Below are 24,407 nucleotides of genomic sequence, written 5' to 3' on the forward strand. Positions count from 1 at the left end.
CGATGCGCGCGGGGTTCAGGCCACGACGACTTCGTCGGTGCGCTTGTCACCCTTGTTGTCCACCCAGCTCACGTTGACCTTGTCGCCCTTGGCGCCGCCGGCGAACTTGAACTGCAGATAAGGGTTCTTCGATACTGCCGGGCCGAACTGGGCGGCCAGCACGACGCGGCCGTTGTGGGTGGCCGTCAGTTCGGTGATGTGATGGGCCGGGACAAGGGCGCCGGACGCGTCCTTGCGCTGACCGGTTTCCATGTCGTGGCTCATCAGGATCTTCACTTCGGTTTCAGTGCCATTGCTGGCAGCGCGGATGCGCATCGGACCTGCCATGTCTTGCTCCTTGGGTTGTGCGTGGGATGTGAACGAATTGCCGACCGGCATCAGCCGCCGCAACCGCCCAGCGTCACCTTGATTTCCTTGGACACCATGTAGAAGCTGCCGCCTGCCTTGACCAGCGCGAACACATTCGAGGTCTGGCCCATCTTCACGCGGGTGCTCACATCGGCCATCGTGCCGGCCGGCAGCGTGAAGCTGGCAGCCAGCATGCTCGGGTTCTTCTCGATCAGGATCGCGATGAACTCGGTGTCGGCGAGCGCGCTCTTGACGCCGACCGGCACCACCGCACCGTTCTCGGCGATGTCGGGGCCGCTGATCTGTATGTCCTTCGAATCGGCTGGCTTGCCGGCACCCAGCGCCTTGAGTGCTTCGTCCATCGCCTTGGCTTCGAACGCCGGCTTGTCCCATCCGGCTGCCTGCGCCTGTTGGGTCGTGATCAGGCCAGCGGCCACCAGCAGACCGAACAATCCGGCCGCGCTGCCGCTCTTCAGGACTTTCCTTCGCTGCGTGTTCATCCGTTTCCTCCTCAGTTTTCGGGCGAGCCCGACAATATCCATTTGATCAACGCAGCCGTGTCCGCGTCGCTGACATGCGCCTGGGGCGGCATTGCCACATCGCCCCAGGAGCCGCTGCCACCCGCCTTGACACGGCCGATGAGCTGCGATTCTGCCCCCCTGTCGTCCTTGTAACGCTTCGCGATGTCGCGCAAGGACGGCCCGAGTATCTTGCTGGCGATGCCGTGACAACCACTGCAACCGCTTTTCTTCATCAATTCCATTGCTGGATGCGGCGCTGGCGCTGCCGCACCGCCGCCGGCGCCCTCGCTGGTCTGCTGCCCGCGTACCGCGCCGATCCCCCGGTTCTGATCGGCGAGATTGCCGTGTGCATCACGGGCGTAGTCCGGCAGGCTGGACCCCATCGTGATCTGCGTCTTGCAGTTCTTCATGCAGGCCACGTTCTTCACGTCAGGCTTGCCCTTGATGTCCCACATGCCGTGCTTGGTCGTCATGCCGTTGCGGTTCGGCATGCGTTGCTGCACTTCGGCGATGTTCTTGTCCGACAGCGTGAAGTCGGCCGGCACGATCTCACCCAGATGAAGCAGGTAGGCGAGCACGGCGTACACCTCGTCCGGGCTCAGCGACTTCGGCGCATTCCAGGGCATGGCACGGTTGATGTAGTCCCACAGCGTCGACAGCGTCGGCACCTTCATCAGCGTGCTGCGCTGCGGGGCGTCCTGCCGGATGTAGGCTCCGACACGCCCGGTAGCGATGTCCTCCTTCGTCGTGCCGCCGACCAGCGGGGTAAATACCTCGTTGCTTTCACCGAAACTGCCATGACAGGCCGTGCATTTCGCCTCCCACAGTTCGATGCCCTGATCCACCGAGCCCTTGCCGGGGGGCAGACCCTTGAAATCAGGGCGCACATCGATGTCCCACGCCTTGACTTCGGCTGGTGTTGCCGCTCGGCCGACACCCGGGAAGCTGCTGTTGGCCGAGGCGCCGGCCGCGGCGGCAATCAGGCAGCCCGCGACGAGAAGTTCAGAAAACCTGGACATTGCTCACGTCTCCGCTGTCCGCCAGCTTCCACGACTGGATGGCGTTGTTGTGATAGATCGACCGCGTACCGCGCACCGCGCGCAGTTGCGCATAGGTGGGCTGCACGTAACCGGTCTCGTCGATGGCGCGTGACTGCAGGATCGCGGGACTGCCGTCCCACACCCAGTCGATGTTGAAGCGGGTCAGCGCTTTCGACAGCACCGGTGTTTCAAGCCGTGCGGTGCGCCAGTTGCGGCCGCCATCGACCGATACGTCCACCCGCTTCACCTTGCCGCGGCCCGACCAGGCAAGACCGGTGATGTTGTGGAAGCCCTTGTCGAGCAGGGTCTGGCCGCCGGAGGGCGTCGTGATGACCGACTTGCATTCCTGGATCGAGGTGTATTGGCGGTGCGTGCCATCGGGCATCAGGTCGATGTAGTGCACCGCTTCGTCCTTGGTCGCCCACGGCTGATCGCCGACTTCGATGCGGCGCAGCCACTTGACCCATGACACGCCCTGAACGCCGGGCACCACGAGCCGCAGCGGGTAGCCGTTCTCGGGACGCAGCATTTCGCCGTTCTGGCCCCAGGCCACCAGTACGTCGTCCAGTGCGCGGTCGAGCGATATCGTGCGGGTCATGCTCGAACCGTCGGCCCCTTCGGCCAGCACGAACTTCGCGCGCTTGCGATCGATGCCGCAGTCGTCGAGCAGAACGGACAGCGGCACGCCGGTGAATTCCGAACAGGACAACATGCCGTGGGAGTACTGCACGGTCGGCACGGCCACGTTGCCCCATTCCATGCCGGTATTGGCGCCGCACTCGATGAAGTGGATGCGCGACACCGACGGCAGACGCATCAGGTCGTCCATCGTGTACACGCGGGCTTCCTTCACCAGGCCGTTGATCATCAACCGGTGCCGCGCCGGGTCGATGTCGTGCCAGCCCTGGTGGTGGCGTTCGAAATGCAGGCCGGATGGCGTGATGATGCCGAACAGGCCCTGCAGCGGCGAGAACGAAACCGACGAGCCGGCCACGCGGGTCAGCCCGGGGCTTTCGCGGCGGCGAAGGCCCGCTTCGAACTGCGACGGGGCACCGTACGGGCGTTCGGCGACCGGACGGCCCAGCGTGGTGCTGTGCTCGGGCAGCGTCAGTATGGCCGGGTCGCCATCGGCGGCTCGTGCAACGGACGTCCCCGCAACGACCATGCTGGCGCTGGCGAAGGCCGTCCGCAGGAAGTCGCGGCGCCCGGCAGACACTTCCCGTATCTGTTCCGGCGACAGGAAGCCTTCCGGTGCGCGCTGGATGCGCCCGGGGCGTGGGGTGATCTGGGACATGCTTACTCCTGTTCGGACGCGAGTTCGAGCGACTTGCCCACCTTTTTCAGCGATGCCTTGCTGGGTCGGTGCGGCATGTTCAGCGAGTTGCCGGAGGCAATCTGGATGCACACGGTGCGGCAGATCGACGGGAAATTCGGATCAATCAGCTTGTAGAACACCATGGCGCCGTCCTTGCGCCGGCCGACGATGCCGGCGCGGTACAACATGTTGAGGTGACGGGAGGTGTTGGTCTGGCTCAGACCCGACTGGTCCACGACGTCGGCAACCGAACGTTCGCCGTCGCACAGGCAGTGCAGGATTTTCAGTCTTGCAGGTTCGGCCAGCAGTCCGAAGTAATCGGCCACCGACTCGAAAACCTTGTCCAGCTCGGGATCGTAATCCACCGCTGCTCCTCGTCTTGTCCTTGTTGAAATCAAACATATGCGCAATTGCGCATATGGTCAAGAATAAATTTATTATTTTTTCTACTTGAGAGGTGACGCGTTTTTGTCTAGCGTGTCGTTAGCTCGCAAGGTTCTTCACGACGGATGTGGAACAGGCGTGCCCGGATTAACACGAAGATTCCACGGAGGAGAACATTTTGAGAAAGAAACTGGCGGGCACGGCGCTGCTGTGGCTTGGCCTCTCAATGGCCTGTGCACAGGCCGCGGATCCGAACCTTGGCCGCAACCTTGCAGCCACCTGCGCCAATTGCCACGGCACCGACGGCAACAGCGCCGGCGGCATTCCGGGTCTTGCGGGCATGTCGAAAGCCAAGATGCTCGGCCTGATCAACGAGTTCCGTAGCGGCGCCAAGCCGGCGACGATCATGCATCAGTTGTCCAAGGGCTACACCGACAGCCAGCTTGACCTCATTGCGGACTACTTCGCGTCGCGCACACCCGTCGGAGGTGCCAAATGACCGCAGCACGTCGTGGATTCATCAAGGGCACGCTCGGCCTGTCCGCCATGGCGGCACTCTATGGCTGCGCCGGCGCCGGCAAGGGCGCCAAGGGCCATGTTGTCGTGGTCGGTGGCGGCTACGGCGGTGCGACCGCTGCGAAGTACATTTCGATGTGGAGTGAGGGCGGCATCCGGGTGACGCTGGTCGAACGCAACGCAGCGTTCGTTTCCTGCCCGATCTCCAATCTCGTGCTGGCGGGCGAAAAGCAGTTGTCGGACATCACAGTCGGCTACGAAGGTCTTGCGAAATACGGCATCACCGTGGTGCAGGACGAAGTGACTGCGGTCGACGCCGAAAAGCGCATGATCAGGCTGGCACGTGGCGGCGACCTCGCCTACGACCGGCTGGTGCTGTCGCCGGGCGTGGAGTTTATGTATGAGTCGCTGCCCGGCATGGCATCGGCAGCGGCGAAGGAGAACATCCTGCACGCGTGGAAGGCCGGTCCGCAGACGGTTGCGCTGCGCAAGCAGCTCGAAGCAATGCCCGACGGCGGTGTGTTCGCGATGACCATCCCGAAGGCGCCCTACCGCTGCCCGCCCGGGCCGTACGAACGCGCCTGCATGGTCGCCCATTACCTGAAGCAGGCGAAGCCGAAATCGAAGGTGCTGGTGCTGGATGCCAACGAGGAAATCGTGTCGAAGAAGGGCCTGTTCACCAAGGCCTGGGCCGACAGCTACAAGGGCATGATCGAGTACCGGCCGCAGAGCGAGTTGCGCGATGTCGATGCAGGCAATCGCACCGCCATCCTCGAATTCGATCAGGTCAAGGCGAATGTGCTCAACGTTGTGCCGCCGCAGCGCGCTGGCGACATTGCCGCCAATTCGGGGCTGAAGCTGATCAATAACCGCTGGGTCGACATCAACTGGCTCACGATGGAATCGACAAGCACGCCCAACATTCACGTGCTGGGCGATGCCATCTTCCCGGCGCCGACGATGCCCAAGTCCGGTCACATGGCCAATCAGCACGCCAAGGTCGCGGCGGCGGCCATCATCAACCTGATGTCCGGACAGCCGCCGTCCGACGCGCCGCTGGTGATGAATACCTGCTACAGCTTCGTCGATGCGACGAACGTGGTGCACGTGGCGTCCGTGCATCCGTACGATGCGGCGACCAGGCAGCCCCAGCCGGTCAAGGGCGCGGGCGGTCTGTCGGCAGCACCCACCGAGATGGAAGGCAAATACGCGCTCGCCTGGGCGCGCAACATCTGGGCCGACATGCTGACCTGATCGTTGCTGCTTCAAGACACGCGGCCCGCACATTGCGTTGATGTCCGGGCCGCGTGCTTTTCTGCGCCGAACTTGCAACAATCGCGCTCTTCCGTGGCGCCCGGGCGCCCGCTTACGCATGCCGAGGTACGCAGATGAGCATCAAATCCGATCGCTGGATACGTCGCATGGCCGAGGAACACCGGATGATCGAGCCGTTCGAGGCCGGTCAGGTGCGCGAGGTCGATGGCCGGCGCATCGTGTCCTACGGCACGTCGAGCTATGGTTACGACGTGCGCTGCGCCGCCGAATTCAAGGTGTTCACGAACATCAACTCGACCATCGTCGATCCGAAGAGCTTTGATCCGAACTCCTTCGTCGAAATGAACAGCGAGTCCTGCATCATTCCGCCGAACTCCTTCGCGCTGGCGCGTACGGTCGAATACTTTCGCGTGCCGCGCAACGTGCTGGTGGTGTGCCTCGGCAAAAGCACTTACGCGCGCTGCGGCATCATCGTGAACGTGACGCCGCTCGAGCCCGAATGGGAAGGTCACGTCACGCTGGAGTTCTCCAACACCACGCCTCTGCCGGCCCGCATCTATGCCAACGAAGGCGTGGCGCAGATGCTGTTTTTCGAGTCGGACGAGCCGTGCGAAACCTCGTACCGTGACCGTGGCGGCAAGTACCAGGGGCAGACCGGTGTGACGCTGCCCAAGATATGACGCGGTTTTCGTGCGCAAATACACGCTTTCCGCATGCATTTTCCCGCGAATCGATACCAAGCGTTACACGTCGCTGCGACGTGACTTTATGAACAGTCTGCGCTGACGCCCCCCCCTAGACTCCGCTCACTTTCACGAATCACTGCGGAGCCGTCATGTTCAGGAACCTTCTTCTCGCTTCAAGTCTTGCCATTGTCTCGACGGGCGCCTTTGCCGCGCTCGACGTGCCCTGGATCGACGGCCTCGAAAACACCGGTACTGGCTTTGACGCCGGCCAGACCGACACCCGCTACAGCTTCACCGCCATCGCCGGTACGGCAACCGGCACCGACGGCTACGGCGTCGTGACCACCGGTTCGGGCTTTCCTTTCGGTCCCTGGCTTGCGAACAACTGGGATTCGACCTGGCTGACGCCGTCGGCCAACGCTGCGCAAAGCTACGATCCGTCGTCGGCCGGCTTGTACAAGTGGTCGATCAGCTTTGATCTCACTGGCTATGACCCGGCAGCGTCCGCATTTTCGGGTCGCTGGGCGTCGGACAACAGCGGTTACGTCGTTTTCAACGGCAGCACCATATCCACCGGCTCGTCATTCAGCAGCTGGACGTCGTTTGCCGCCAGTACCGGCTTCGTTGCCGGCGTGAATACGATCGATTTCTTCGTGAACAATGCTGCGCAGGGCAGTGGCAACCCGACTGGCGTACGCGTCGAATTCCTCGACAGCTACACGTCGGTCGCCGCCCCGGTGCCGGAACCGGCGTCCTACGCGATGATTCTTGCCGGCCTGCTGGTCGTTGGTGCCGTCGCCCGCCGCCGCCTCGGCTGAACCCGTCTGCAGCCTCTGCAGCATCCCGTCCGGGCCGCCCAGTGCGGCCCGGATTGTTTTGAGACATCGAACTGATACCATCGCGCGCTCAAGATTGCAGGTTCTCTGCAACCCGGGGCGCCGTGCCAGGGCGCTCCTGCCATCACACAGGTTGACGCCATGCGCTTCGAGTTTCCGATCATCATCATCGACGAGGACTTCCGTTCCGAGAACGCCTCCGGCCTGGGCATCCGTGCGCTGGCCGAAGCGATCGAGAAGGAAGGGCTGACGATACTGGGGGTCACCAGCTACGGTGACCTGACCTCGTTCGCGCAGCAGCAGAGCCGGGCGTCGACCTTCATCCTGTCGATCGACGACGAGGAATTCGGGGGCGGCAGCGCCGCGGAAATCCAGGCCGTGCTGCAGAACCTGCGCGAATTCGTCGCCGAAATCCGCCGCCGCAACGCCGACATCCCGATCTTCCTGTATGGCGAGACGCGCACCACGCGCCACATCACGAACGACATCCTGCGCGAGCTGCACGGCTTCATCCACATGTTCGAGGACACGCCGGAATTCGTCGCCCGTTACATCGTGCGCGAAGCACGTGCCTATCTCGACTCGCTGCCGCCGCCGTTCTTCCGTGCGCTGGTGCACTACGCGCAGGACGGCTCCTACTCCTGGCACTGCCCGGGGCATTCCGGCGGCGTTGCCTTCCTGAAAAGCCCGGTCGGGCGCATGTTCCATCAGTTCTTCGGCGAGAACATGCTGCGCGCCGACGTGTGCAATGCGGTCGAAGAACTGGGGCAGCTGCTCGACCATACCGGCCCGGTGGCCGCGTCGGAGCGCAACGCAGCACGCATCTTCCATGCCGATCACCTGTTCTTCGTCACCAATGGCACCTCGACGTCGAACAAGATGGTGTGGCACTCGACCGTGGCGCAGGACGACATCGTGGTGGTCGATCGCAACTGCCACAAGTCGATACTGCACTCCATCATCATGACCGGCGCGATTCCGGTCTTCCTGACGCCGACGCGTAACCACTACGGCATCATCGGGCCGATTCCGCTGTCCGAATTCAGCCCGGACGTGATCCGCGCCAAGATCGAAGCCAATCCGTTCGCGCGCAAGGTGTTGAACAAGAAGCCGCGCATCCTGACCATCACGCAGTCGACCTACGACGGCATCCTGTACAACGTGGAAGCCATCAAGGACGTGCTCGACGGCGAAATCGACACGCTGCATTTCGACGAAGCCTGGCTACCGCACGCGTCCTTCCACGATCTTTATGGTGACTACCACGCCATCGGCGAAGGGCGTCCGCGTTGCAAGGATTCGATGATCTTTGCCACGCAGTCGACGCACAAGCTGCTGGCCGGCCTGTCGCAGGCGTCGCAGATCCTGGTGCAGGACTCGCAGACCCGCTCGCTCGATCGCGATGTGTTCAACGAGGCCTACCTGATGCACACCTCCACCAGCCCGCAGTACGCGATCATCGCCTCGTGCGACGTCGCCGCCGCGATGATGGAACCGCCGGGCGGCACGGCGCTGGTCGAGGAATCCCTTGCCGAAGCGGCGGAGTTCCGCCGCGCGATGCGCAAGGTCGATGCCGAATTCGGTACCGACTGGTGGTTCAAGGTGTGGGGGCCGGAGCACCTCGCGGAAGAGGGGCTGGGCACGCGCGAAGACTGGACGCTGCGCGCAGGCGAGCGCTGGCACGGTTTCGGCGATCTGGCCGAAGGCTTCAACATGCTCGACCCGATCAAGGCGACCGTCATCACCCCGGGTCTGGACGTCGATGGCGACTTTGCCGACTGGGGCATCCCCGCCGGCATGCTGACGCGCTACCTGGCCGAGCACGGCATCATCGTCGAGAAGACCGGGCTGTACAGCTTCTTCATCATGTTCACCATCGGCATCACCAAGGGCCGCTGGAACACGCTGGTGACCGAACTGCAGCAGTTCAAGGATGACTACGACAACAACGAACCGCTGTGGAAGGTGATGCCCGAGTTCGTGGCGGCGCATTCACGCTACGAACGCGTCGGATTGCGCGACCTGTGCGTGCGCATTCACGAAATGTACAAGAAGCACGACATCGCGCGCCTGACGACCGAAATGTATCTGTCGCCGATGGAACCGGCGATGAAGCCGGCCGAGGCGTGGGCGCGCATGGCGCACCGCGAGATCGACCGCGTGCCGATCGATGATCTCGAAGGCCGCATCACCGCCGTGCTGCTGACGCCCTATCCGCCGGGCATCCCGCTGCTGATTCCGGGCGAGCGCTTCAATCGCACCATCGTCAATTTCCTGCGTTTTGCCCGTGAGTTCAACCGCGCCTTCCCGGGCTTCGAGACCGACATCCACGGTCTGGTCGGCGACGGCGAGGGCGAAACGATCAACTATCTGGTGGACTGCGTGCGTGATTGAGAGCTTTGCTGCCTGCACGCCCGGGCAGTCTGTGGGGCTGGCGGCGCGACGTTTCGCGCCGTGCTTCAGCGCCGGGCGTAATCGACGAAGGCGTAGCGCAGCCCGCTGACGCTGTCAGCTGTCTCGCGGGCGGTTTCGACCCATTCGCTGCGGTCGAACGCGGGAAACACCGTGTCGCCCTCGAACGGGTCGGCGATTTCGGTCAACAGCAGGCGCTGCACGTGCGGCAGCGCCAGTGCATAAAGCTGGGCGCCACCGATGATGAAAGCGTCCGCGCCGCCTTCGGCCTGCGCCGCCGCCTGTCGCGCCGCCTCGAGTGACGGCACGAAGATGGCACCCGGCATCGACAACCCGGGCTGCCGGGTGACCACGATGCTGGTGCGACCCGGCAACGGCCTGCCGAGCGAATCCCAGGTCTTGCGACCCATGATCATCGGGTGACCCATGGTCAGCGCGCGGAAGCGCTTCAGGTCTTCCGGCAGATGCCAGGGCATGGTGTTGTCGCGACCGATCACGCCATTGGCGGCCAGTGCGGCAATCAGCGACAGGCGCGGCGTCACACGGCCACCTTGGCCGGGATGTGCGGCCACGGGTCATAGCCGTCAAGACGAAAATCTTCCGGCGCGAAGGCGAACAGGTCGGTCACCGCAGGGTTGATGTGCATCACCGGCAGCGGCCGCGTCGCGCGCGACAACTGTTCGCGGGCCTGATCGACATGGTTCAGATACAGGTGCGCATCACCCAGCGTATGGATGAATTCGCCCGGCTTGAGCCCGCACACCTGGGCCATCATCATCGTCAGCAGCGCGTAACTCGCTATATTGAAAGGCACTCCGAGAAATATGTCGGCGCTGCGCTGATACAGCTGGCAGGACAATGCACCTTCGGCGACGTAGAACTGGAACAGTGCATGGCAGGGCGGCAGCTTCATCGACGGGATGCTGGCCGGGTTCCACGCGCTGACGATGTGGCGGCGCGAATCCGGATTCTGGCGCAGGCCCTTGATCAGTTCGGCGATCTGGTCGATGTGGCGCCCGTCGGGCGTCGGCCAGCTGCGCCACTGGGCGCCATACACCGGACCGAGGTCGCCGTTGTCGTCGGCCCATTCGTCCCAGATGCTGACGCCGTTTTCCTTCAGCCAGGCGATATTGGTGTCGCCGCGCAGGAACCACAGCAATTCGACGATGATGGATCGCAGGTGCAGTTTCTTCGTCGTCAGCACCGGAAAGCCGTCGGCGAGGTTGAAACGCATCTGCCAGCCGAACACCGAACGGGTACCGGTTCCGGTGCGATCTGTCTTGAGCGCGCCCTGTTCGAGCACATGGCGCATGAGGTCGAGATATTGCCGCATGGAAAATATCGCGTAGTCGCGTTACGCTAGAGGGTCGGGATTGTAGTCCAGCGCGCGGTTCCGGCGGGGTCTGCATGCAGTACGGACGGGGCACTGCGCACCGTCCGACGGACGATTGATGATCAGTACAATCGGGGCGCATCCCGAGCGGCGGAGGTGGCAGGTATGTTCGGTGTCTTTTCTTCATCCCCGGCGAGTGTGCTCGGCAATCCGGCCGAGCTGCGCCGTGTGCTGGCCGAAATCGCCGCCGCGCAGCCCGATCTGGCCATCAACGAACTGACCGGCTGGGTCGAATCGGTCAGCGAAGCGGCCAATATCGACATCGCGCACCACGTCAATCTGCTTTATCAGTTCGATTCCAGCGCCCAGCCCCATCTGCGCAAGCTCGACAGCGCGTACGTCGAACAACCGGAAGGCAAGGATGTGGTTTGGCGCACCGGTCGCGATTTCTGGTCCATCCTGTCATCCGCCTACGAATTCGCGCTCGATCGCTACATGTCAGACCCGGCGCAGGCATCGGTGCTCAGCGGCCTGTCGCGTCTGGCCTCGCGCACCGTGCGGGCGTGCCGCCAGCGCTTCAAGTGGGACGTCTATCACAACGGTCCGATCGATGCCGGGCTGTGGCAGGTAGCGGGCCAGGCCTACCTGCTTGCGCAGGCATCGGGTGCCGAGGTGCGCGAGGTGGTCAATGTTGCCGACGAAGCGGCGACTTCGGTCGAACGCGAGTATCTGCGCCTGATTGCCCTGCATGTGGCGGCACCGGAAGGGCTGGTGCCGGCGGGCGTGCGGCTGGCCGAACAGCTGACCAGTTATTTCGCGGCACGGTTTTCGATGGCATCCGCCGTCGAGCGCGGCACCACGCACTGGCTGGACTCCAACCAGCCGGCACCTCCGCTGCGTCTGGTGCGCGCGCCGCTCACCACCGACGGTATCCGTTACTTTTCCGGCATCGCAGCCGCCGATGCCGCACTTGCGATGGCGCGCAAGCTCGAAGCCGGCGATCGGCCTGATTCGCTGCATTTTGATGAAGAGCCGTCGCCCGAACAGCTGGGCCGGCTGCTGCGCCACCTGTCGATCAACTGGGCGCTCGACCCGCCGACCCGGCAGTACCGCCGCCACACACTGGGCGGTGCGCTTGCGGTCGCCAACGGCATCAAGCATCTGCACCATGTGCTACGCGGCGCGCGCGACGAGGCGGTGATCTATCGCTGGGAAATGTCCGACGCCAGCCTGGGCGGCATCGGCGCAACGGCACCTACCGCCAGCGCGGAGTGGGTACGTATCGGCTCGCTGGTCGGCATGCAGCCTTCGGGCGGCGACAACTGGCTGGTCGGTGTCGTGCGCCGTTACATGCGAGGTCGCGACGCGCGCGGCACGGTCGGCATCGAAACGCTGTCGACCACCGCCCGCCCGTTGGAGGTATTTTCCGAACGCAACAGCGGCGAAGCCGTTGCGCTGGATGACCCGATCACCGGCGCCGTTGTCCGTCTGGCGATCAACGGCACCGGCTATTCGGCCGAGTATCCGCTGCACGCGTCGATCAACGGGCGCCATGTCAGGCTTGATCCGGTCGAACTTATCGAGCGCGGCGCCAACTTCGATCTCGCCCGTTTCCGCGTCAGCGATTTTCGTTAGCCCGGCCTCGCGCAGGGCGGGTGTTGGGCATCGCTGCGCTCACCCCAACCTACGGCAGCGACTGCGCTCGCCGGCAATCACGTTGCCCATCCCCCGTAGGTTGGGGTGAGCGCAGCGATGCCCAACAATCAGGCTTCCTCAAGTCGCGCCGCCCCATCCCCCGTAGGTTGGGGTGAGCGCAGCGATGCCCAACAAGCGGCAATCGCCGTCAGCGATCCGGCAGCAGGAATTCGGTCATCCGTGGAAGTTCTCTCGCGAAGCACTGCAGGCTGTGATCGCCCCCGGCATGTACTACGAGGTTCGCGCCGCGCAACTTCAGCACCGCCTGCCACCAGTCCAGTACCTCGTCGCCGGTTTCCAGCAGTACCAGGTACCGTTCCGGCCGGGTAACCGCCGCGACCTCCAGCGCAGCCAGTTGGTCGACATGTTCCTGTTCGAAGCGAAACACTTCGCCCGTATACATGTGCTCGTGTTCGCCGACGTAGTCGCCGAGCGACTTCGGTGCGACCACGGCGGGATTGATCAGCGCCGCGTGCAGTCCGTGCTTTTCCGCCAGATGCAGCGCATAGAAGCCGCCCAGCGACGAGCCGGCCAGTGCGACATCATCGCCGGTGTCCAGCGCCGGGCGAAGCACCGATTCGATCAGCGCGATCGCGTCCAGCGGGCCGGGCGGCAACTGTTCGCACCACAGGTCGCCGGCCCGTCCCTGGCGGGCAAGGTGGGCGCGCAGTTGCACGGCCTTGACCGACTGCGGACCCGAGCGGAAGCCGTGCAGGTAGAACAGCTTCTGCATCAGTGATCGGCCCAGTCCACCCAGCCGCCAGCGGCTGTCAGCAGCACGATGATGCCGAATACGATGCGGTACCAGGCGAACACCTCGAAGGTGTGGGTGGAGATGTAGCGCAGCAGCCAGCGCACGCTGAAGAACGCGGCCAGGAAAGAGGCCACGAAGCCGGTCGCGAACACCGGCAGATCTTCGGCACGCAGCAGCGCCCAGTTCTTGTAAACGTCGTAGGCGGTGGCCGCAAACATGGTCGGAATGGCGAGGAAGAAGCTGAATTCGGTCGCCGCGCGGCGCGACAAGCCGAAGATCAGGCCGCCCATGATGGTCGCACCCGAGCGCGACACGCCGGGGAACATCGCCACGGACTGCGCGAAACCCACCTTGAGCGCGGCGCGCCAGTCCATCTCCTCCACCGTTTCATAACGCGGCTGGTGGTTGCGCCGCTCGATCAGCAGGATGAGCACGCCACCGACGATCAGTGCGCCGGCCACGGTCAGCGGGTTGAACAGGTAAGCCTTGATCACGCCGTGCAGCAGGAAGCCAAGTACCGCAGCAGGCATGAAGGCGATCAGCACCAGCGTCACGAAGTGGTTGGCTTGCGGGTCGCGCGCCAGCACACCGCTGCCGACATCGATGAGCTTGCGCCGGTACTCCCAGCAGATCGCCAGTATCGCGGCCAGCTGGATGACGATCTTGAATACGCGACTGGTGTCGTCGGTATAGCCGAGCAGGCTGCCTGCGATGATCAGGTGGCCGGTGCTGGAGATGGGCAGGAACTCGGTCAGACCTTCAATGATGCCGAGGATGAAGGCCTTGATCAGCAATGGATCCATGGAGTTTGCTGCACACGAAAGACCGGCGATTATAGGGTGCCGGTCGTGACATGCCGGCGACGCTGCGCTGTCTCATTTCCGGCGGGGCGGCGGTATTTCACCGGCCGCCTGTAAAATCCCGCCCCATGCCACGAAAAAGCGCTGCAGCCCGCACCCGCCCCAAGTCCGCTGCCACGCCCGAGAGGGCGGTGCTGACCAGCGTTCGGCCAGCCGCCCTGACCGCGGCCGAACCCGCGCTGCCGCCGTTGGCCATCGGCATCGCGGTGTCGATTTTCGTGCATGGCTTCGTGCTGGCGATCAATTTCGCGCCGGACCTCAAGCCGAAGCAGAAGGCGATCGATCAGCCTCTGGAAGTGGTGCTGGTCAATGCGCGCAGCAAGCAGAAGCCGGTCGATCCGCAGGCGCTCGCGCAGGCCAGCCTGGACGGCGGCGGCAACACCGATCAGGACCGTCGCGCCAAAACCCCGCTGCCCGCCAGCAAACGCGACCAGACCGGTGATCAGCTGGTCAGCACGCAAAGCCGCGTGCAGGAGCTTGAAGCCCTGCAGCAGAAGTTGCTGGCCGAAGCGCAGGCAAAGACAGCAGTCCGGGAAGAAGAACGTAGGGTCGAGCAGCCGGAACCGACGCCACAGGCCGTGCCGCTGCCGAGCGGCACCGACCTTGCGGCACGCGCCATGGCGATGGCGCGGCTCGAAGCCGAAATCGCGCGCAATGTGGATGACTACAACAAGCGGCCGCGCAAGAAATTCGTCGGCGCGCGCACGCAGGAGTACCGCTTCGCGCAGTACATCGAGGACTGGCGGCAGAAGGTCGAGCGCATCGGCAACCTGAACTACCCGAGCGCGGCGCGCGGCCGCATCTACGGCAACCTCACGCTGACGGTCGAAATACGGTCCGACGGCGAAATCGAACAGATCTACGTCAGCCGCTCGTCCGGTCAGCCGCTGCTCGACGAGGCGGCGCAGCGCATCGTGCGCATGGCCGCACCCTATGCGCCGTTCTCGCCGGACATCCGGCGCGACTTTGAAATCCTGTCCATCACCCGTACCTGGAGCTTCACCCAGGGCGATCAGCTTCAAGCACGCTAAACCGATGCCCGACCGTTACGCCGTGGTGGGTCACCCCATCTCGCACAGCAAGTCACCCGCCATCCACGCCGCGTTTGCCGCGCAGACCGGTCAGGACATGATTTACGAGGCGCTGCTGGCGCCGCTGGATGGTTTCGCTGCCACGGTCGGGCAATTTCGCGCCGAGGGCGGGCGCGGCATGAACATCACCGTGCCGTTCAAGGAAGAGGCCTGGCGGCTGGCCGATCGCCTGACGGAAAGGGCGAGCCTCGCTCGGGCTGTAAACACACTTTCGTTCAACGCAGGAGAAGTTCAGGGTGACAACACGGATGGCGCCGGACTGGTTCGCGACCTGGAAACTCTCGGTTGCCGACTGGCCACTGCCCGGGTCCTGTTGCTGGGCGCAGGCGGTGCTGCGCGCGGAGTCGTTGCGCCGCTTCTTGAATCTGGGGTGTCTCGGCTGTTCGTTGCAAATCGAACAAGCTCGCGGGCAGAGCAGTTCCTGGAAGATTTTGCCGACATGCTTGTGTACTGCATGCCGGGTGTTCTGGCCGCCGGTGGCTGGCAGGACGCTGCCGCTGCGCCGTACGACATCGTGATCAACGCCACCAGCGCCAGCCTCACCGACGAAACGCCGCCTTTGCCCGACGGGTTGTACGCGCCGGGCAGTCTGGCGTACGACATGGTGTACGGCCGCGGCCTGACCGCCTTCCTGAAGCAGGCGCGCGCGCAGGGCGCCACCACGCTGGCCGACGGTCTGGGCATGCTGGTCGAACAGGCGGCCGAAGCGTTCGAACTGTGGCGGGGCGTGCGGCCTGACACGGCGCCGGTGCGCGACATGCTGCGCGCGGCAACGCCGCCGCTCGCCTGAACGTCGCCCTCGCCATGCGTCGCCTCCTTCGCCTGCTGAAATGGTTGCTTGCCGCTGCGGTGCTGCTGGCGCTGGCCTATCAGCTGTGGATTTTCGGCCACCTGCTGTGGTGGACGAAATTCAATCCGGACGAAACCCGCTTCATGTCGCTGCGCCTGTCCGAGCTGCGCGAACGTCAGCCCGAGGCACAGCTGCGCAGGCAGTGGGTGCCGTACGAGCGCATTTCGGTGCATCTGAAGCGCGCCGTGATCGCTGCCGAGGACGATGGCTTTATCGATCACGAAGGCTTCGACTGGGAAGGCATCCAGAAGGCGATGGAAAAGAACCGCAAGAAGGGCCGCGCGGTCGCCGGCGGCTCGACCATCAGCCAGCAGCTGGCGAAAAACCTGTTTCTGAGCCCGAGCCGCAGCTATCTGCGCAAAGCGCAGGAGGCGGCCATCACCTTCATGATGGAAGCGGTGATGGACAAGCGGCGCATCCTCGAAATCTATCTGAACGTGGTGGAGTGGGGCGACGGCATTTTCGGCGCCGAAGCGGCCGCGCAGCGCTACTATCGCGTGCCGGCGGCGAAGCTCGGGCCGGATCAGGCAGCCCGGCTGGCCGTCATGCTGCCCAACCCGCGCAAGTACGAGAAAACCTTCGGCCCGCGTCTCGCGGCACACGCCTCACGCGTTGCGGCACGCATGCACTACTCGCAAGTGCCTTAGCGGCGAGTTCAAGCCGCGGAAGGGGAATGCTGGTTGCGTGACAGCGCGTGCACCGCGGACAGAGTCCGCTCCTACGAAAAGCAACACCGTCGCGGTTTCCACAGCGGTCGTCCGCGGTCAGTCCGCTGTGCGGGCGACGCCTGCTCAGGTCCTGGGCGGCCGGATCGCGGATTTCGGGCGGAAGGCTTTCACCACGGCTTCGTCGGTTTCGATGTACGGCCCGCCGATCAGATCGATGCAGTAGGGTACGGCGGCGAAGATGCCGGGCACGATCTGGGTGCCGTCCGCACCCTTCACGCCTTCGAGCGTTTCCCGGATCGATTTCGGCTGCCCCGGCAGGTTCAGGATCAGCGTCTTGCCGCGGATGGCGCCAGTCTGGCGCGACAGGATGGCGGTGGGCACGAAGCGCAGGCTGATCTGGCGCATCTGTTCGCCGAAGCCGGGCATCAGCTTGTGCGCCACGGCGGCGGTGGCATCCGGTGTCACGTCGCGCGGCGCCGGGCCGGTGCCGCCGGTGGTCAGCACGAGATCGCAGCCGGCGCTGTCGCACAGTTCGATCAGCGTCGCCTCGATCACCGGCTGTTCGTCCGGAATCAGCCGTGTTTCGAAGGCGACCGGTGTCTTCAGCGCTGCCGACAGCCAGTCCTGCAGCGCCGGAATGCCCTGGTCCTGATAGACGCCGGACGAGGCGCGGTCGGACACTGACACCAGACCCACGGTCAGCAGATCGTCATCCTTGCTCATCGTCGTGTTCATCCTCTGCGGTTTCGGTGGCGTCCGGCGTGCCGGCACGGTCGAGCTGGCGCAGCACGCGGAAAATTTCGCGGAACGCGCGCGGCGGTTTGTCCAGCTCGGTTTCGCGCAGCGCGTTGCGGCGCAGCGTGCGCAACTGGGTCAGGTCGGCGTCCGGCCACTGCGCGGCGATGTCGCCCAGCACCTGTTCGTCGGCGATCAATCGCTCGCGCATGCGTTCCAGCATCTGTTCGCGTGCGACGGCGCGGGCGGACACGCCGCGTATCGCGTCTAGCGCTTCGACCAGTGGCGCCGTATCGATGTTGCGCATCACCTTGCCGACATACTGCATCTGCCGGCGCAGGCCTTCGCGGCTGCGCGTGCGACGCGTTTCCTCGATCGCGCGGCGCAGGTTTTCCGGCAGGTCGATGCGCTTGAGCTGGGTGTCGGACAGCGCGACCAGCTGTTCGCCGATGTCCTGCAGCGCATGCGAGTCGCGCTTCTTCTGGCTCTTGCTCGGGCCGTCGTACTGCGGCTCGTCATCGGGGTCGTCGTGGGTCGATATGGATTTCGGGCGCATGGGGCGGGGCGAAGCTTGGCAAGCGGCTATTATTGCAGCTTTGCCGCAGCCCGCTCGTGCAACGCCCTTGCGTGGCGCGCCGGCTGCGGATTTCCCACCCGATTTCACTGCGAGATAGGCCCCCATGTCCCGACAGGGTTTCAGCTATACCGATGACAGCCTGCGCGACATTGCGCAGGATCTGCTGGACCACGCACGTGCCGGCGGCGCCACAGCGGCCGAAGTCGACGTGTCCGAAGGCTTCGGCCAGTCGGTCACGGTGCGCCGTGGCGAGGTCGAAACGATCGAATACAACCGCGACAAGGGCATCGGCGTCACTGTCTATGTCGGCCAGCGCAAGGGTTACGCCAGTTCGAGCGACTTTTCGCGCGACGCGCTGCGCGCTTCGGTCGATGCAGCGCTGTCGATCGCCCGCTTCACGGCAGAAGACGACTGCGCCGGCCTGCCGGACAAGTCGCTGCTGGCGACCGAATTCCGCGACCTTGATCTGTTCCATCCGTGGGAGCTGCCGGTTGAACAGGCGATCGAAATCGCCAAGCGCTGCGAAGACGCCGCCTTCGCCACATCGCCCGACATCCGCAATTCGGAAGGCGGTTCGGTGTCGGCGCAGCAGTCGCAGTTCATTTCGGCCAACAGCCTGGGCTTCATGGCGGGTTATTCGAGTTCGCGCCAGTACATCACCTGTTCGGTCATCGCCGGCGAGGGCGATGCCATGCAGCGCGAAGACTGGTATGCGAGCCAGCGATCTGCGGCCGATCTGCCGTTACCCGAAGCCATCGGCCGCTATGCAGCGGAGCGCGCGCTGGCGCGGCTGGGCGCACGGCGCGTCAAGACCACCCGGGTGCCGGTGCTGTTCGAGGCGCCGCTGGCCATCGGCCTGATCGGCCATTTCGTGCAGGCGGCCAGCGGTGGTTCGCTGTACCGCAAGTCGTCCTTCCTGCTCGACAGCCTGGGCAAGCAGATCTTCTCGCCGCTGATCAGCATTGCCGAACGGCCGCATCTGCCGCGAGCGATGGGCTCCGGCATGTTCGACGACGACGGCGTGGTTACGTGCGACCGCGATGTGGTGCAGGACGGCGTACTCAACGGCTACTTCCTGAGCACCTATTCGGCGCGCAAGCTGGGCATGCAGACCACCGGCAATGCCGGCGGCTCGCATAACCTGATCGTCAAGCCGGGCACGCGCAGCCTGGTGGACATGATCGGCTCGATCAAGCGCGGCCTGCTGGTGACCGAATTGCTGGGTCACGGCGTCAATTACGTGACCGGCGACTATTCGCGCGGTGCCGCCGGGTACTGGATCGAAAACGGCCAGATCGCCTATCCGGTGCAGGAAATCACCATCGCCGGCAATCTGCGCGACATGTACATGGGCATCAAGGAAGTCGGTGCCGACACGCTGGTGCGCGGCTCGAAGCAGTGCGGCTCGATCCTCATCGACCGCATGAGGATAGCCGGCGCGTGAGCGCGCGCGGGCGGCGCACCTTCCTGCAGGCGGCGCCCGCCGCGCTGCTGGCCGCACCGGCCGTGGTGGGTGCGCAGCCGGCGATCCGCTGGCGGCTGGCGTCCAGCTTTCCGAAAGGGCTGGATGCGCTGTTTCCCGCTGCAGAACAGGTGGCGCAGCAGGTCAGTGCCGCGACCGGCGGCCGCTTCCAGATCCAGGTGTTCTCCGCCAACGAACTGGTACCGCCGTTCGGTGTGCTCGACGCGGTACGCGAAGGCACGGTCGAGTGCGGTCACTCCGCTTCCTACTACTACATCGGAAAGGACCCGACCTTCGCTTTCGACTGTGCGATGCCGTTTGGCCTGAACAGTCGCCAGCAGAGCGCGTGGTTGCTGGATGGCGGCGGCATGGCGCTGATGCGCGAGCTGTTCGCCGGCTACAACATCGTCAATTTTCCGTGCGGCAATACGGGCGCGCAGATGGGGGGCTGGTTCCGCCGCGAAATCCTCACCGTGGCTGATCTGAAGGGCTTGAAGATGCGCGTCGGCGGGCTGGCCGGGCAGGTCGTGACCCGTCTGGGCGTGGTGCCGCAGCAGATTCCGGGCTCCGACGTGTATCCGGCGCTGGAAAAGGGCGCCATTGACGCCGCCGAATGGGTGGGGCCGTACGACGACCTGAAGCTCGGCTTCTACAAGGTGGCGCCCTATTACTACTACCCGGGCTGGGCCGAAGCCGGGCCGCAGCTGTCGATCTACGTGAACCGCGCGGCGCATGACGCGCTGCCGGCCGACTACCGCCATATCCTCGAAGCCGCCTGCGCAGCCGCGCACCTCGGCATGCAGGCGCGCTACGACGCGCGCAACCCGGCTGCTATGAAGAAGCTGATCGAAGGTGGCGCCCGGTTGCGCATGTTTTCGCGCGACATCCTGCTCGCCTGCCAGAAGGAAACCTTTGCCCTGTACCGCGAACTCGCCGCGTCCAGTCCGGGCTTTCGCAAGGTGTTCGAACCGTGGAACCGCTTCCGCTCCGAACAGCATCTGTGGACGCGGATTTCGGAAAATTCGGTCGATGCGTTCGCCGGACGGCATCCGGTGGAGTGACGCCGGCTTCAGCCGGCGGGCTGCGCCTGCGTGGCCTCCAGCGGTGCGGTGGCAGGCAGGGGTTCCGGCGGGCGTGGTCGCCAGGTGCGGGTGAAGGTCGATTTCACGCGTTGCGACCGCAGGAAGTAAGTGCCCCAGACCGCCAGGAACAGCACCGACTGGATCAGTTCCGCAGGGTTGCGCAGCGTATCCGCGACGTCGCCGGTCAGCGGAAGCGCCATGACGAGCGCCTGGTTGATCGACTGCGAAATCACGATGCCTATGCTGAGCGCGATGAACACGCGTGGTGTGCTGCTGCGGCGCTTGAGGAAGAGCACCAGGGTCAGCAAGGCCAGTGTGCCCAGGGTCAGCGTGGCCACCAGTTCGAACAGCAGCGCGGGTGCCCACAGCGGGTCGTAGCCGGCTCCACCCGGGTGGGTCAACCTGATCCAGGTCGGAACCGCGTAGACATTGATGCTCGGCAGGAAGTCGCTGACCAGCCTGAACGGCAGCAGGAACAGGTTCAGCGCGGGCAGCAGCAGCCATCCGCGCAGGCCGGTCAGAGCCGGGATGGGCGTGAAGTTGCCAGGTGGTGGGTCGTAGCGGTAAAGACGCACTGCCAGCCAGACCAATGCACCGGTGAGCATCGCGGCCAGCAGCGCGATCATCCAGTTGAAACGCTCGGCCAGCGTGGCGGGCGGCAGGTTCATGTGATGAAACAGACGGTAGCCCAGCGCATTGCGCGCACGTTCGAGATTGGCGACATAGGATGGAATGGCATCCATCTTCACGTGATCGACGTGCGAACGAAAATGGTCGGTCAGTATCAGGCGCCGGTCGTCACCGCCGATGCGGCGTTCGAGCGTGAAGTGGGCGTCGTCGATCCGCGTCGTTTCGGCCTTGATCGGCCAGGATTCCGGCAGCAGCACTTCGGTGACCAGCGTGACGTCAAGCGGTGGCGCAAGTGCCACCGGCGAATGGCGCACGGTTGACGACGGCAGCCGCAGCAGATCCATCACCTCGGGCGAGTAGAAGCTGGCTTCGCGGCGACTGCCGTCTTCGGCCAGTGGCCAGAAGTCGGGAATTTCGTAGTACTCGGAGACCGTGATGCGGTTGTGCCCGGTGTCGTCGCTGATTGCCATGGCCTGAGCCACGCGCAAGCCGGCGTAGTAGCGCGCGTAATAGTTCAGGTATTGCTTCTGCAGCGCGTCCGGACTGGTCGTGGCGAGCAGGTTGCGCGCCTCTTCCGCCTCCCGGCCCTCGCTGGTCGTCGTGACGGTCAGCCGCGCCGGTTGATCGAAACCGTTGCGTGCGTCGAACTGCGCGTCGATGCGCCGCTTGAGTGCCGGGGCAGGGTCGCGCTGCATCGGCAGCAGTTCGCGCGTTGCATCGCTGACCAGCAATGCACGGCCGAAGTCCGGTTGGTGGACGACCTCGAGCGAGCCGGGCTGTGGGGCGCGGGTCGGATCCAGCCAGTAGCTGCGCCCGCCGATCTTCACATGTGCCAGCACGTGGTTGAACGCAGCCGGATTCGGTGACGTGTCGCTGATGCCGCGCGTGAGCACGGTGTTCACCAGCGCTGCCTGGGCGTCGATGCCCATGTGGTGCAACAGACTCAGCAGCAGCAGCGTCTTGTCCTTGCAGTCGCCGAAGCGCTGGTCGTAGACGCGATCAGGCGGTGACGGCACGAAGGAGCCGGTACCGATCTCGACGCCGAGGTAGCGAACATCGCCCTGTACCAGGCGCAGTGCCGCGAGCACCTTGTCGGCCTGGCTCCGGGCGCCCTGTTCGATGGAAAGTACCTTGGCACGCAGCGACGGACCGAGCTGCGCCGGCGGACGGTAAAGCGGGACGGCCCAGCGTGCGACGGCATTCCAGTCGGCGAACTCGCTCCATTCGAGCGCCGGATAGGGGTCGAACCAGCCCGGGGCATCGAGTTCGAGCGCCAGCGGCGCCAGCGGCGATTCGTCCCATACGTACTCGCGATGGCTGCCGATCATCCGCACGAGTGGTTGTCGTGCGCTGTTGCGGACGGCAATGCGCATGTCGCGATCGGCGGGCAGCAACAGCCTGACATGAAGGCGCTCCATCGGCACCGCCCACTGAAGCGACTGGCTGCCGAACTCGCGCGTGCCGAACACCGGATTCGAGCCGAGCACGCTGTAGGCGTACTCGACGATGTCGCCAGTCCGGATGTCGTCGAGGAAGATGTGGGCACTTTTGCGCCCGTCGTAGATGCGGTACTCCAGTTCTTTCTCGCGCTGCAGTACGCGGATGGTCGCCCGGCGCAGTTTGTCTATGCGCTGACCATCGCGGATGACGGCAAGCATATGCAGATGCAGGGTCTGGTGGGACGGCTCGAACAACAGTTCGATATTGGCGATCGCATCGACGCCCTTGTCGTTGAGCGCCTGGGCGGCGAGGTGGCGGAATACGGTCCGTCCTTCGGGGCCGCTGCGTGTCTGGAAGTCACCGAGGAGGAAGTAGGCGCCGCTGCTGATCTGTCCGACCGGTACGACTGCGCGGCTCGCGGTCGTTATGGGCGTCACCCAGGCGGGCGTCGGTGTGATGCGGTAGTCCGCGGCCCGGGCATCCGCACCCCAGGACATCAGTATCAGGAGCAGGCTGAAAAGGCGCTGGAATGCGGGTGGCAGCGTGCGCAAAAGTCTCCGTTCCGGCCGCGAAGGCGACCCAGTGGGCGAAACCGAAATTCTTGCACATGCGTTTTTCATTTCGATGCGACACGCTTGGCGTTACAGCGTCGACCGACAAAAAAGGGCCGCATTGCGGCCCTCCTTTCAGCGCCTACGAACGCTCCCGGGTCAGAGCCCCGCGTCCGCCCGCAGCGCGGCGGCCTTGTCGATCGCTTCCCACGTGAATTCCGGCTCGTCGCGGCCGAAGTGGCCGTAGGCGGCGGTCTTCTGGTAGATCGGGCGCAGCAGGTCGAGCATCTGCACGATGCCCTTCGGGCGCAGGTCGAAATGGCGCTTCACCAGTTCGGTCAGCTTTTCGTTCGAGATTTTGCCGGTGCCGAAGGTGTCGACCATGATCGAGGTCGGCTGGGCGACGCCGATGGCATAGCTCACCTGCACCAGCGCCCTGGAGGCGAGGCCGGCGGCGACGATGTTCTTCGCCACGTAGCGTGCGGCGTAGGCGGCCGAGCGGTCGACCTTCGACGGGTCCTTGCCGGAGAATGCGCCGCCGCCGTGCGGTGCGGCACCGCCGTAGGTGTCGACGATGATCTTGCGACCGGTCAGACCGCAGTCGCCCTGCGGGCCGCCGACGACGAAGCGGCCGGTCGGATTCACCAGATATTTGATTTCGCCCTTGACCAGTTCCGGCGGCAGCACCGGCTTGATTACGTCCTCGATCACTGCTTCGCGGATGGCTTCGAGCGACATGTCGGGCGCGTGCTGGGTCGACAGCACGACCGTGTCGATGCGTTCAGGCTTGCCGTCGACGTAGCGGATGGTGACCTGGCTCTTGGCGTCCGGGCGCAGCCAGGGCAGACGACCGTCCTTGCGCAGATGCGCCTGGCGCTCGACCAGACGGTGCGACAGGTGGATGGCCAGCGGCATCAGCACCGGTGTTTCGTCGCAGGCGTAACCGAACATCAGGCCCTGGTCGCCGGCGCCCTGGTTCAGATAGTCGTCGCTGGCGCGATCGACGCCCTGCGCAATATCCGGGCTCTGCTTGTCATAGGCCACCAGCACGGCGCAGCCCTTGTAGTCGATGCCGTATTCGGTGTTGTCGTAGCCGATGCGCTTGAGCGTGTCGCGCGTGACGTGGATGTAGTCGACGTTGGCGGTCGTCGTGATTTCGCCCGCGAGCACGACGAGGCCGGTGTTGCACAGCGTTTCCGCGGCGACACGGGCGGTAGGGTCCTGCGCGAGGATGGCGTCGAGGATGGCATCCGACACCTGGTCGGACACCTTGTCCGGGTGACCTTCTGAAACCGATTCCGACGTGAATAGATACTCTGACATGCGCCTGCTCCTTTTGATCATCC

Annotated in this window: 24 protein-coding genes; 11 read left to right on the top strand and 13 right to left on the bottom strand. The window is 64.6% G+C overall.

Translation table 11 applies throughout. The features are described 5' to 3' along the window. Window positions 1–15 precede the first annotated feature (15 nt). The 5 genes from soxZ to Q8R75_RS15505 form a co-directional block, all read right to left on the bottom strand. Window positions 16–315 carry a thiosulfate oxidation carrier complex protein SoxZ gene (gene soxZ / locus Q8R75_RS15485; protein ID WP_305614273.1) on the bottom strand — a complete coding sequence of 100 codons (300 nt, stop codon included), beginning with the start codon at window positions 313–315 and terminating at the stop codon, window positions 16–18. A 62-nt stretch (window positions 316–377) separates the two neighbouring features. Next, window positions 378–848: a thiosulfate oxidation carrier protein SoxY gene (gene soxY, locus Q8R75_RS15490; protein ID WP_305614213.1), complete on the bottom strand. Its 471-nt coding sequence runs from the start codon at window positions 846–848 to the stop codon at window positions 378–380. Window positions 849–859: 11 nt separating this feature from the next. Continuing rightward, window positions 860–1,888: a c-type cytochrome gene (locus tag Q8R75_RS15495; protein ID WP_305614212.1), complete on the bottom strand. Its 1,029-nt coding sequence runs from the start codon at window positions 1,886–1,888 to the stop codon at window positions 860–862. Further along, entirely contained in the window at window positions 1,872–3,203 is a 1,332-nt protein-coding gene (soxC, locus tag Q8R75_RS15500; RefSeq protein ID WP_305614211.1) for a sulfite dehydrogenase, read from the bottom strand. The genes Q8R75_RS15495 and soxC overlap by 17 nt, the downstream gene beginning before the upstream one ends. 2 nt (window positions 3,204–3,205) lie before the next feature. Next, window positions 3,206–3,589 carry a metalloregulator ArsR/SmtB family transcription factor gene (locus tag Q8R75_RS15505; protein ID WP_069038577.1) on the bottom strand — a complete coding sequence of 128 codons (384 nt, stop codon included), beginning with the start codon at window positions 3,587–3,589 and terminating at the stop codon, window positions 3,206–3,208. Window positions 3,590–3,786: 197 nt separating this feature from the next. On the opposite strand from Q8R75_RS15505, the gene Q8R75_RS15510 reads away from it, so the two are divergent. The 5 genes from Q8R75_RS15510 (at window position 3,787) to Q8R75_RS15530 (ending at window position 9,315) form a co-directional block, all read left to right on the top strand. Next, entirely contained in the window at window positions 3,787–4,107 is a 321-nt protein-coding gene (locus Q8R75_RS15510; protein WP_305614210.1) for a c-type cytochrome, read from the top strand. Next, entirely contained in the window at window positions 4,104–5,378 is a 1,275-nt protein-coding gene (locus Q8R75_RS15515) for an NAD(P)/FAD-dependent oxidoreductase (protein ID WP_305614209.1), read from the top strand. Before Q8R75_RS15510 ends, Q8R75_RS15515 begins: the two co-directional genes overlap by 4 nt. A 134-nt stretch (window positions 5,379–5,512) precedes the next feature. Beyond that, entirely contained in the window at window positions 5,513–6,079 is a 567-nt protein-coding gene (dcd, locus tag Q8R75_RS15520) for a dCTP deaminase (protein ID WP_305614208.1), read from the top strand. A gap of 155 nt (window positions 6,080–6,234) precedes the next feature. Further along, window positions 6,235–6,903, top strand: a complete 669-nt coding sequence (locus tag Q8R75_RS15525; RefSeq protein ID WP_305614207.1) for a PEP-CTERM sorting domain-containing protein — start codon at window positions 6,235–6,237, stop codon at window positions 6,901–6,903. A gap of 159 nt (window positions 6,904–7,062) precedes the next feature. Next, entirely contained in the window at window positions 7,063–9,315 is a 2,253-nt protein-coding gene (locus tag Q8R75_RS15530) for an arginine/lysine/ornithine decarboxylase (RefSeq protein WP_305626696.1), read from the top strand. A gap of 65 nt (window positions 9,316–9,380) precedes the next feature. On the opposite strand, the gene Q8R75_RS15535 is transcribed toward Q8R75_RS15530, so the two are convergent. Continuing rightward, the gene (locus tag Q8R75_RS15535; RefSeq protein ID WP_305626698.1) at window positions 9,381–9,905 is read right to left on the bottom strand and encodes a dihydrofolate reductase; all 525 of its coding nucleotides are present in this window, start codon (window positions 9,903–9,905) and stop codon (window positions 9,381–9,383) included. Further along, window positions 9,872–10,666, bottom strand: a complete 795-nt coding sequence (locus Q8R75_RS15540; protein WP_305626699.1) for a thymidylate synthase — start codon at window positions 10,664–10,666, stop codon at window positions 9,872–9,874. The genes Q8R75_RS15535 and Q8R75_RS15540 overlap by 34 nt, the downstream gene beginning before the upstream one ends. Window positions 10,667–10,831: 165 nt before the next feature. Between Q8R75_RS15540 and Q8R75_RS15545 the strand changes: the two genes are divergently transcribed. After that, window positions 10,832–12,301, top strand: coding sequence for a hypothetical protein (locus tag Q8R75_RS15545; RefSeq protein WP_305614708.1), 1,470 nt, complete (start codon window positions 10,832–10,834; stop codon window positions 12,299–12,301). Between the two features lie 208 nt (window positions 12,302–12,509). Here the strand turns inward: Q8R75_RS15545 and Q8R75_RS15550 are convergent, their stop codons facing one another. Next, window positions 12,510–13,094, bottom strand: a complete 585-nt coding sequence (locus Q8R75_RS15550) for a YqiA/YcfP family alpha/beta fold hydrolase (RefSeq protein WP_305626701.1) — start codon at window positions 13,092–13,094, stop codon at window positions 12,510–12,512. Continuing rightward, the gene (locus tag Q8R75_RS15555; RefSeq protein WP_305614710.1) at window positions 13,094–13,918 is read right to left on the bottom strand and encodes an undecaprenyl-diphosphate phosphatase; all 825 of its coding nucleotides are present in this window, start codon (window positions 13,916–13,918) and stop codon (window positions 13,094–13,096) included. Before Q8R75_RS15555 ends, Q8R75_RS15550 begins: the two co-directional genes overlap by 1 nt. Window positions 13,919–14,106: 188 nt before the next feature. Between Q8R75_RS15555 and Q8R75_RS15560 the strand changes: the two genes are divergently transcribed. The 3 genes from Q8R75_RS15560 to mtgA are packed head-to-tail and all read left to right on the top strand — an operon-like array spanning window position 14,107 to window position 16,563. Continuing rightward, complete coding sequence (locus Q8R75_RS15560) at window positions 14,107–15,006, top strand: energy transducer TonB (RefSeq protein WP_305614711.1); 900 nt, start codon at window positions 14,107–14,109, stop codon at window positions 15,004–15,006. 4 nt (window positions 15,007–15,010) lie between these two features. Then, window positions 15,011–15,856: a shikimate dehydrogenase gene (gene aroE / locus Q8R75_RS15565; protein ID WP_305626703.1), complete on the top strand. Its 846-nt coding sequence runs from the start codon at window positions 15,011–15,013 to the stop codon at window positions 15,854–15,856. A 14-nt stretch (window positions 15,857–15,870) separates the two neighbouring features. Continuing rightward, window positions 15,871–16,563 (top strand): monofunctional biosynthetic peptidoglycan transglycosylase, encoded by a 693-nt coding sequence (mtgA, locus tag Q8R75_RS15570; RefSeq protein ID WP_305614713.1) that lies wholly within the window; start codon window positions 15,871–15,873, stop codon window positions 16,561–16,563. A 144-nt stretch (window positions 16,564–16,707) separates the two neighbouring features. On the opposite strand, the gene mog is transcribed toward mtgA, so the two are convergent. Then, on the bottom strand, window positions 16,708–17,307 hold the full coding sequence (gene mog / locus Q8R75_RS15575; RefSeq protein WP_305614714.1) for a molybdopterin adenylyltransferase: 600 nt from the start codon (window positions 17,305–17,307) through the stop codon (window positions 16,708–16,710). Next, window positions 17,294–17,875, bottom strand: coding sequence for a ribosome biogenesis factor YjgA (yjgA, locus tag Q8R75_RS15580; RefSeq protein WP_305614715.1), 582 nt, complete (start codon window positions 17,873–17,875; stop codon window positions 17,294–17,296). The genes mog and yjgA overlap by 14 nt, the downstream gene beginning before the upstream one ends. A 124-nt stretch (window positions 17,876–17,999) precedes the next feature. Between yjgA and pmbA the strand changes: the two genes are divergently transcribed. Together pmbA and Q8R75_RS15590 are read left to right on the top strand one after the other, a co-directional pair. Then, window positions 18,000–19,340 (top strand): metalloprotease PmbA, encoded by a 1,341-nt coding sequence (gene pmbA, locus Q8R75_RS15585; protein ID WP_305614716.1) that lies wholly within the window; start codon window positions 18,000–18,002, stop codon window positions 19,338–19,340. Continuing rightward, window positions 19,337–20,419 carry a TRAP transporter substrate-binding protein gene (locus tag Q8R75_RS15590; RefSeq protein ID WP_305614717.1) on the top strand — a complete coding sequence of 361 codons (1,083 nt, stop codon included), beginning with the start codon at window positions 19,337–19,339 and terminating at the stop codon, window positions 20,417–20,419. The genes pmbA and Q8R75_RS15590 overlap by 4 nt, the downstream gene beginning before the upstream one ends. 8 nt (window positions 20,420–20,427) lie before the next feature. Here the strand turns inward: Q8R75_RS15590 and Q8R75_RS15595 are convergent, their stop codons facing one another. Together Q8R75_RS15595 and metK are read right to left on the bottom strand one after the other, a co-directional pair. Continuing rightward, window positions 20,428–23,007: a DUF3857 domain-containing protein gene (locus Q8R75_RS15595; protein ID WP_305614718.1), complete on the bottom strand. Its 2,580-nt coding sequence runs from the start codon at window positions 23,005–23,007 to the stop codon at window positions 20,428–20,430. Between the two features lie 213 nt (window positions 23,008–23,220). Then, window positions 23,221–24,384 (bottom strand): methionine adenosyltransferase, encoded by a 1,164-nt coding sequence (gene metK, locus Q8R75_RS15600; protein ID WP_305626708.1) that lies wholly within the window; start codon window positions 24,382–24,384, stop codon window positions 23,221–23,223. Window positions 24,385–24,407: the final 23 nt, after the last annotated feature.

This window comes from Methyloversatilis sp. (assembly GCF_030696805.1).
Taxonomy (GTDB): Bacteria; Pseudomonadota; Gammaproteobacteria; order Burkholderiales; family Rhodocyclaceae; genus Methyloversatilis.

Excerpts from the sequence above, each read along its gene's own strand:
- mtgA (WP_305614713.1), top strand. The coding sequence starts at position 15,871 with ATGCGTCGCCTCCTTCGCCTGCTGAAATGGTTGCTTGCCGCTGCGGTG.
- soxZ (WP_305614273.1), bottom strand. The coding sequence starts at position 315 with ATGCGCATCCGCGCTGCCAGCAATGGCACTGAAACCGAAGTGAAGATC.
- mog (WP_305614714.1), bottom strand. The coding sequence starts at position 17,307 with ATGAGCAAGGATGACGATCTGCTGACCGTGGGTCTGGTGTCAGTGTCC.
- Q8R75_RS15540 (WP_305626699.1), bottom strand. The coding sequence starts at position 10,666 with ATGCGGCAATATCTCGACCTCATGCGCCATGTGCTCGAACAGGGCGCG.
- Q8R75_RS15545 (WP_305614708.1), top strand. The coding sequence starts at position 10,832 with ATGTTCGGTGTCTTTTCTTCATCCCCGGCGAGTGTGCTCGGCAATCCG.
- dcd (WP_305614208.1), top strand. The coding sequence starts at position 5,513 with ATGAGCATCAAATCCGATCGCTGGATACGTCGCATGGCCGAGGAACAC.
- Q8R75_RS15555 (WP_305614710.1), bottom strand. The coding sequence starts at position 13,918 with ATGGATCCATTGCTGATCAAGGCCTTCATCCTCGGCATCATTGAAGGT.
- Q8R75_RS15525 (WP_305614207.1), top strand. The coding sequence starts at position 6,235 with ATGTTCAGGAACCTTCTTCTCGCTTCAAGTCTTGCCATTGTCTCGACG.
- pmbA (WP_305614716.1), top strand. The coding sequence starts at position 18,000 with ATGTCCCGACAGGGTTTCAGCTATACCGATGACAGCCTGCGCGACATT.
- aroE (WP_305626703.1), top strand. The coding sequence starts at position 15,011 with ATGCCCGACCGTTACGCCGTGGTGGGTCACCCCATCTCGCACAGCAAG.
- yjgA (WP_305614715.1), bottom strand. The coding sequence starts at position 17,875 with ATGCGCCCGAAATCCATATCGACCCACGACGACCCCGATGACGAGCCG.
- metK (WP_305626708.1), bottom strand. The coding sequence starts at position 24,384 with ATGTCAGAGTATCTATTCACGTCGGAATCGGTTTCAGAAGGTCACCCG.
- soxC (WP_305614211.1), bottom strand. The coding sequence starts at position 3,203 with ATGTCCCAGATCACCCCACGCCCCGGGCGCATCCAGCGCGCACCGGAA.
- Q8R75_RS15515 (WP_305614209.1), top strand. The coding sequence starts at position 4,104 with ATGACCGCAGCACGTCGTGGATTCATCAAGGGCACGCTCGGCCTGTCC.
- Q8R75_RS15550 (WP_305626701.1), bottom strand. The coding sequence starts at position 13,094 with ATGCAGAAGCTGTTCTACCTGCACGGCTTCCGCTCGGGTCCGCAGTCG.
- Q8R75_RS15595 (WP_305614718.1), bottom strand. The coding sequence starts at position 23,007 with ATGTCCTGGGGTGCGGATGCCCGGGCCGCGGACTACCGCATCACACCG.
- Q8R75_RS15495 (WP_305614212.1), bottom strand. The coding sequence starts at position 1,888 with ATGTCCAGGTTTTCTGAACTTCTCGTCGCGGGCTGCCTGATTGCCGCC.
- soxY (WP_305614213.1), bottom strand. The coding sequence starts at position 848 with ATGAACACGCAGCGAAGGAAAGTCCTGAAGAGCGGCAGCGCGGCCGGA.
- Q8R75_RS15530 (WP_305626696.1), top strand. The coding sequence starts at position 7,063 with ATGCGCTTCGAGTTTCCGATCATCATCATCGACGAGGACTTCCGTTCC.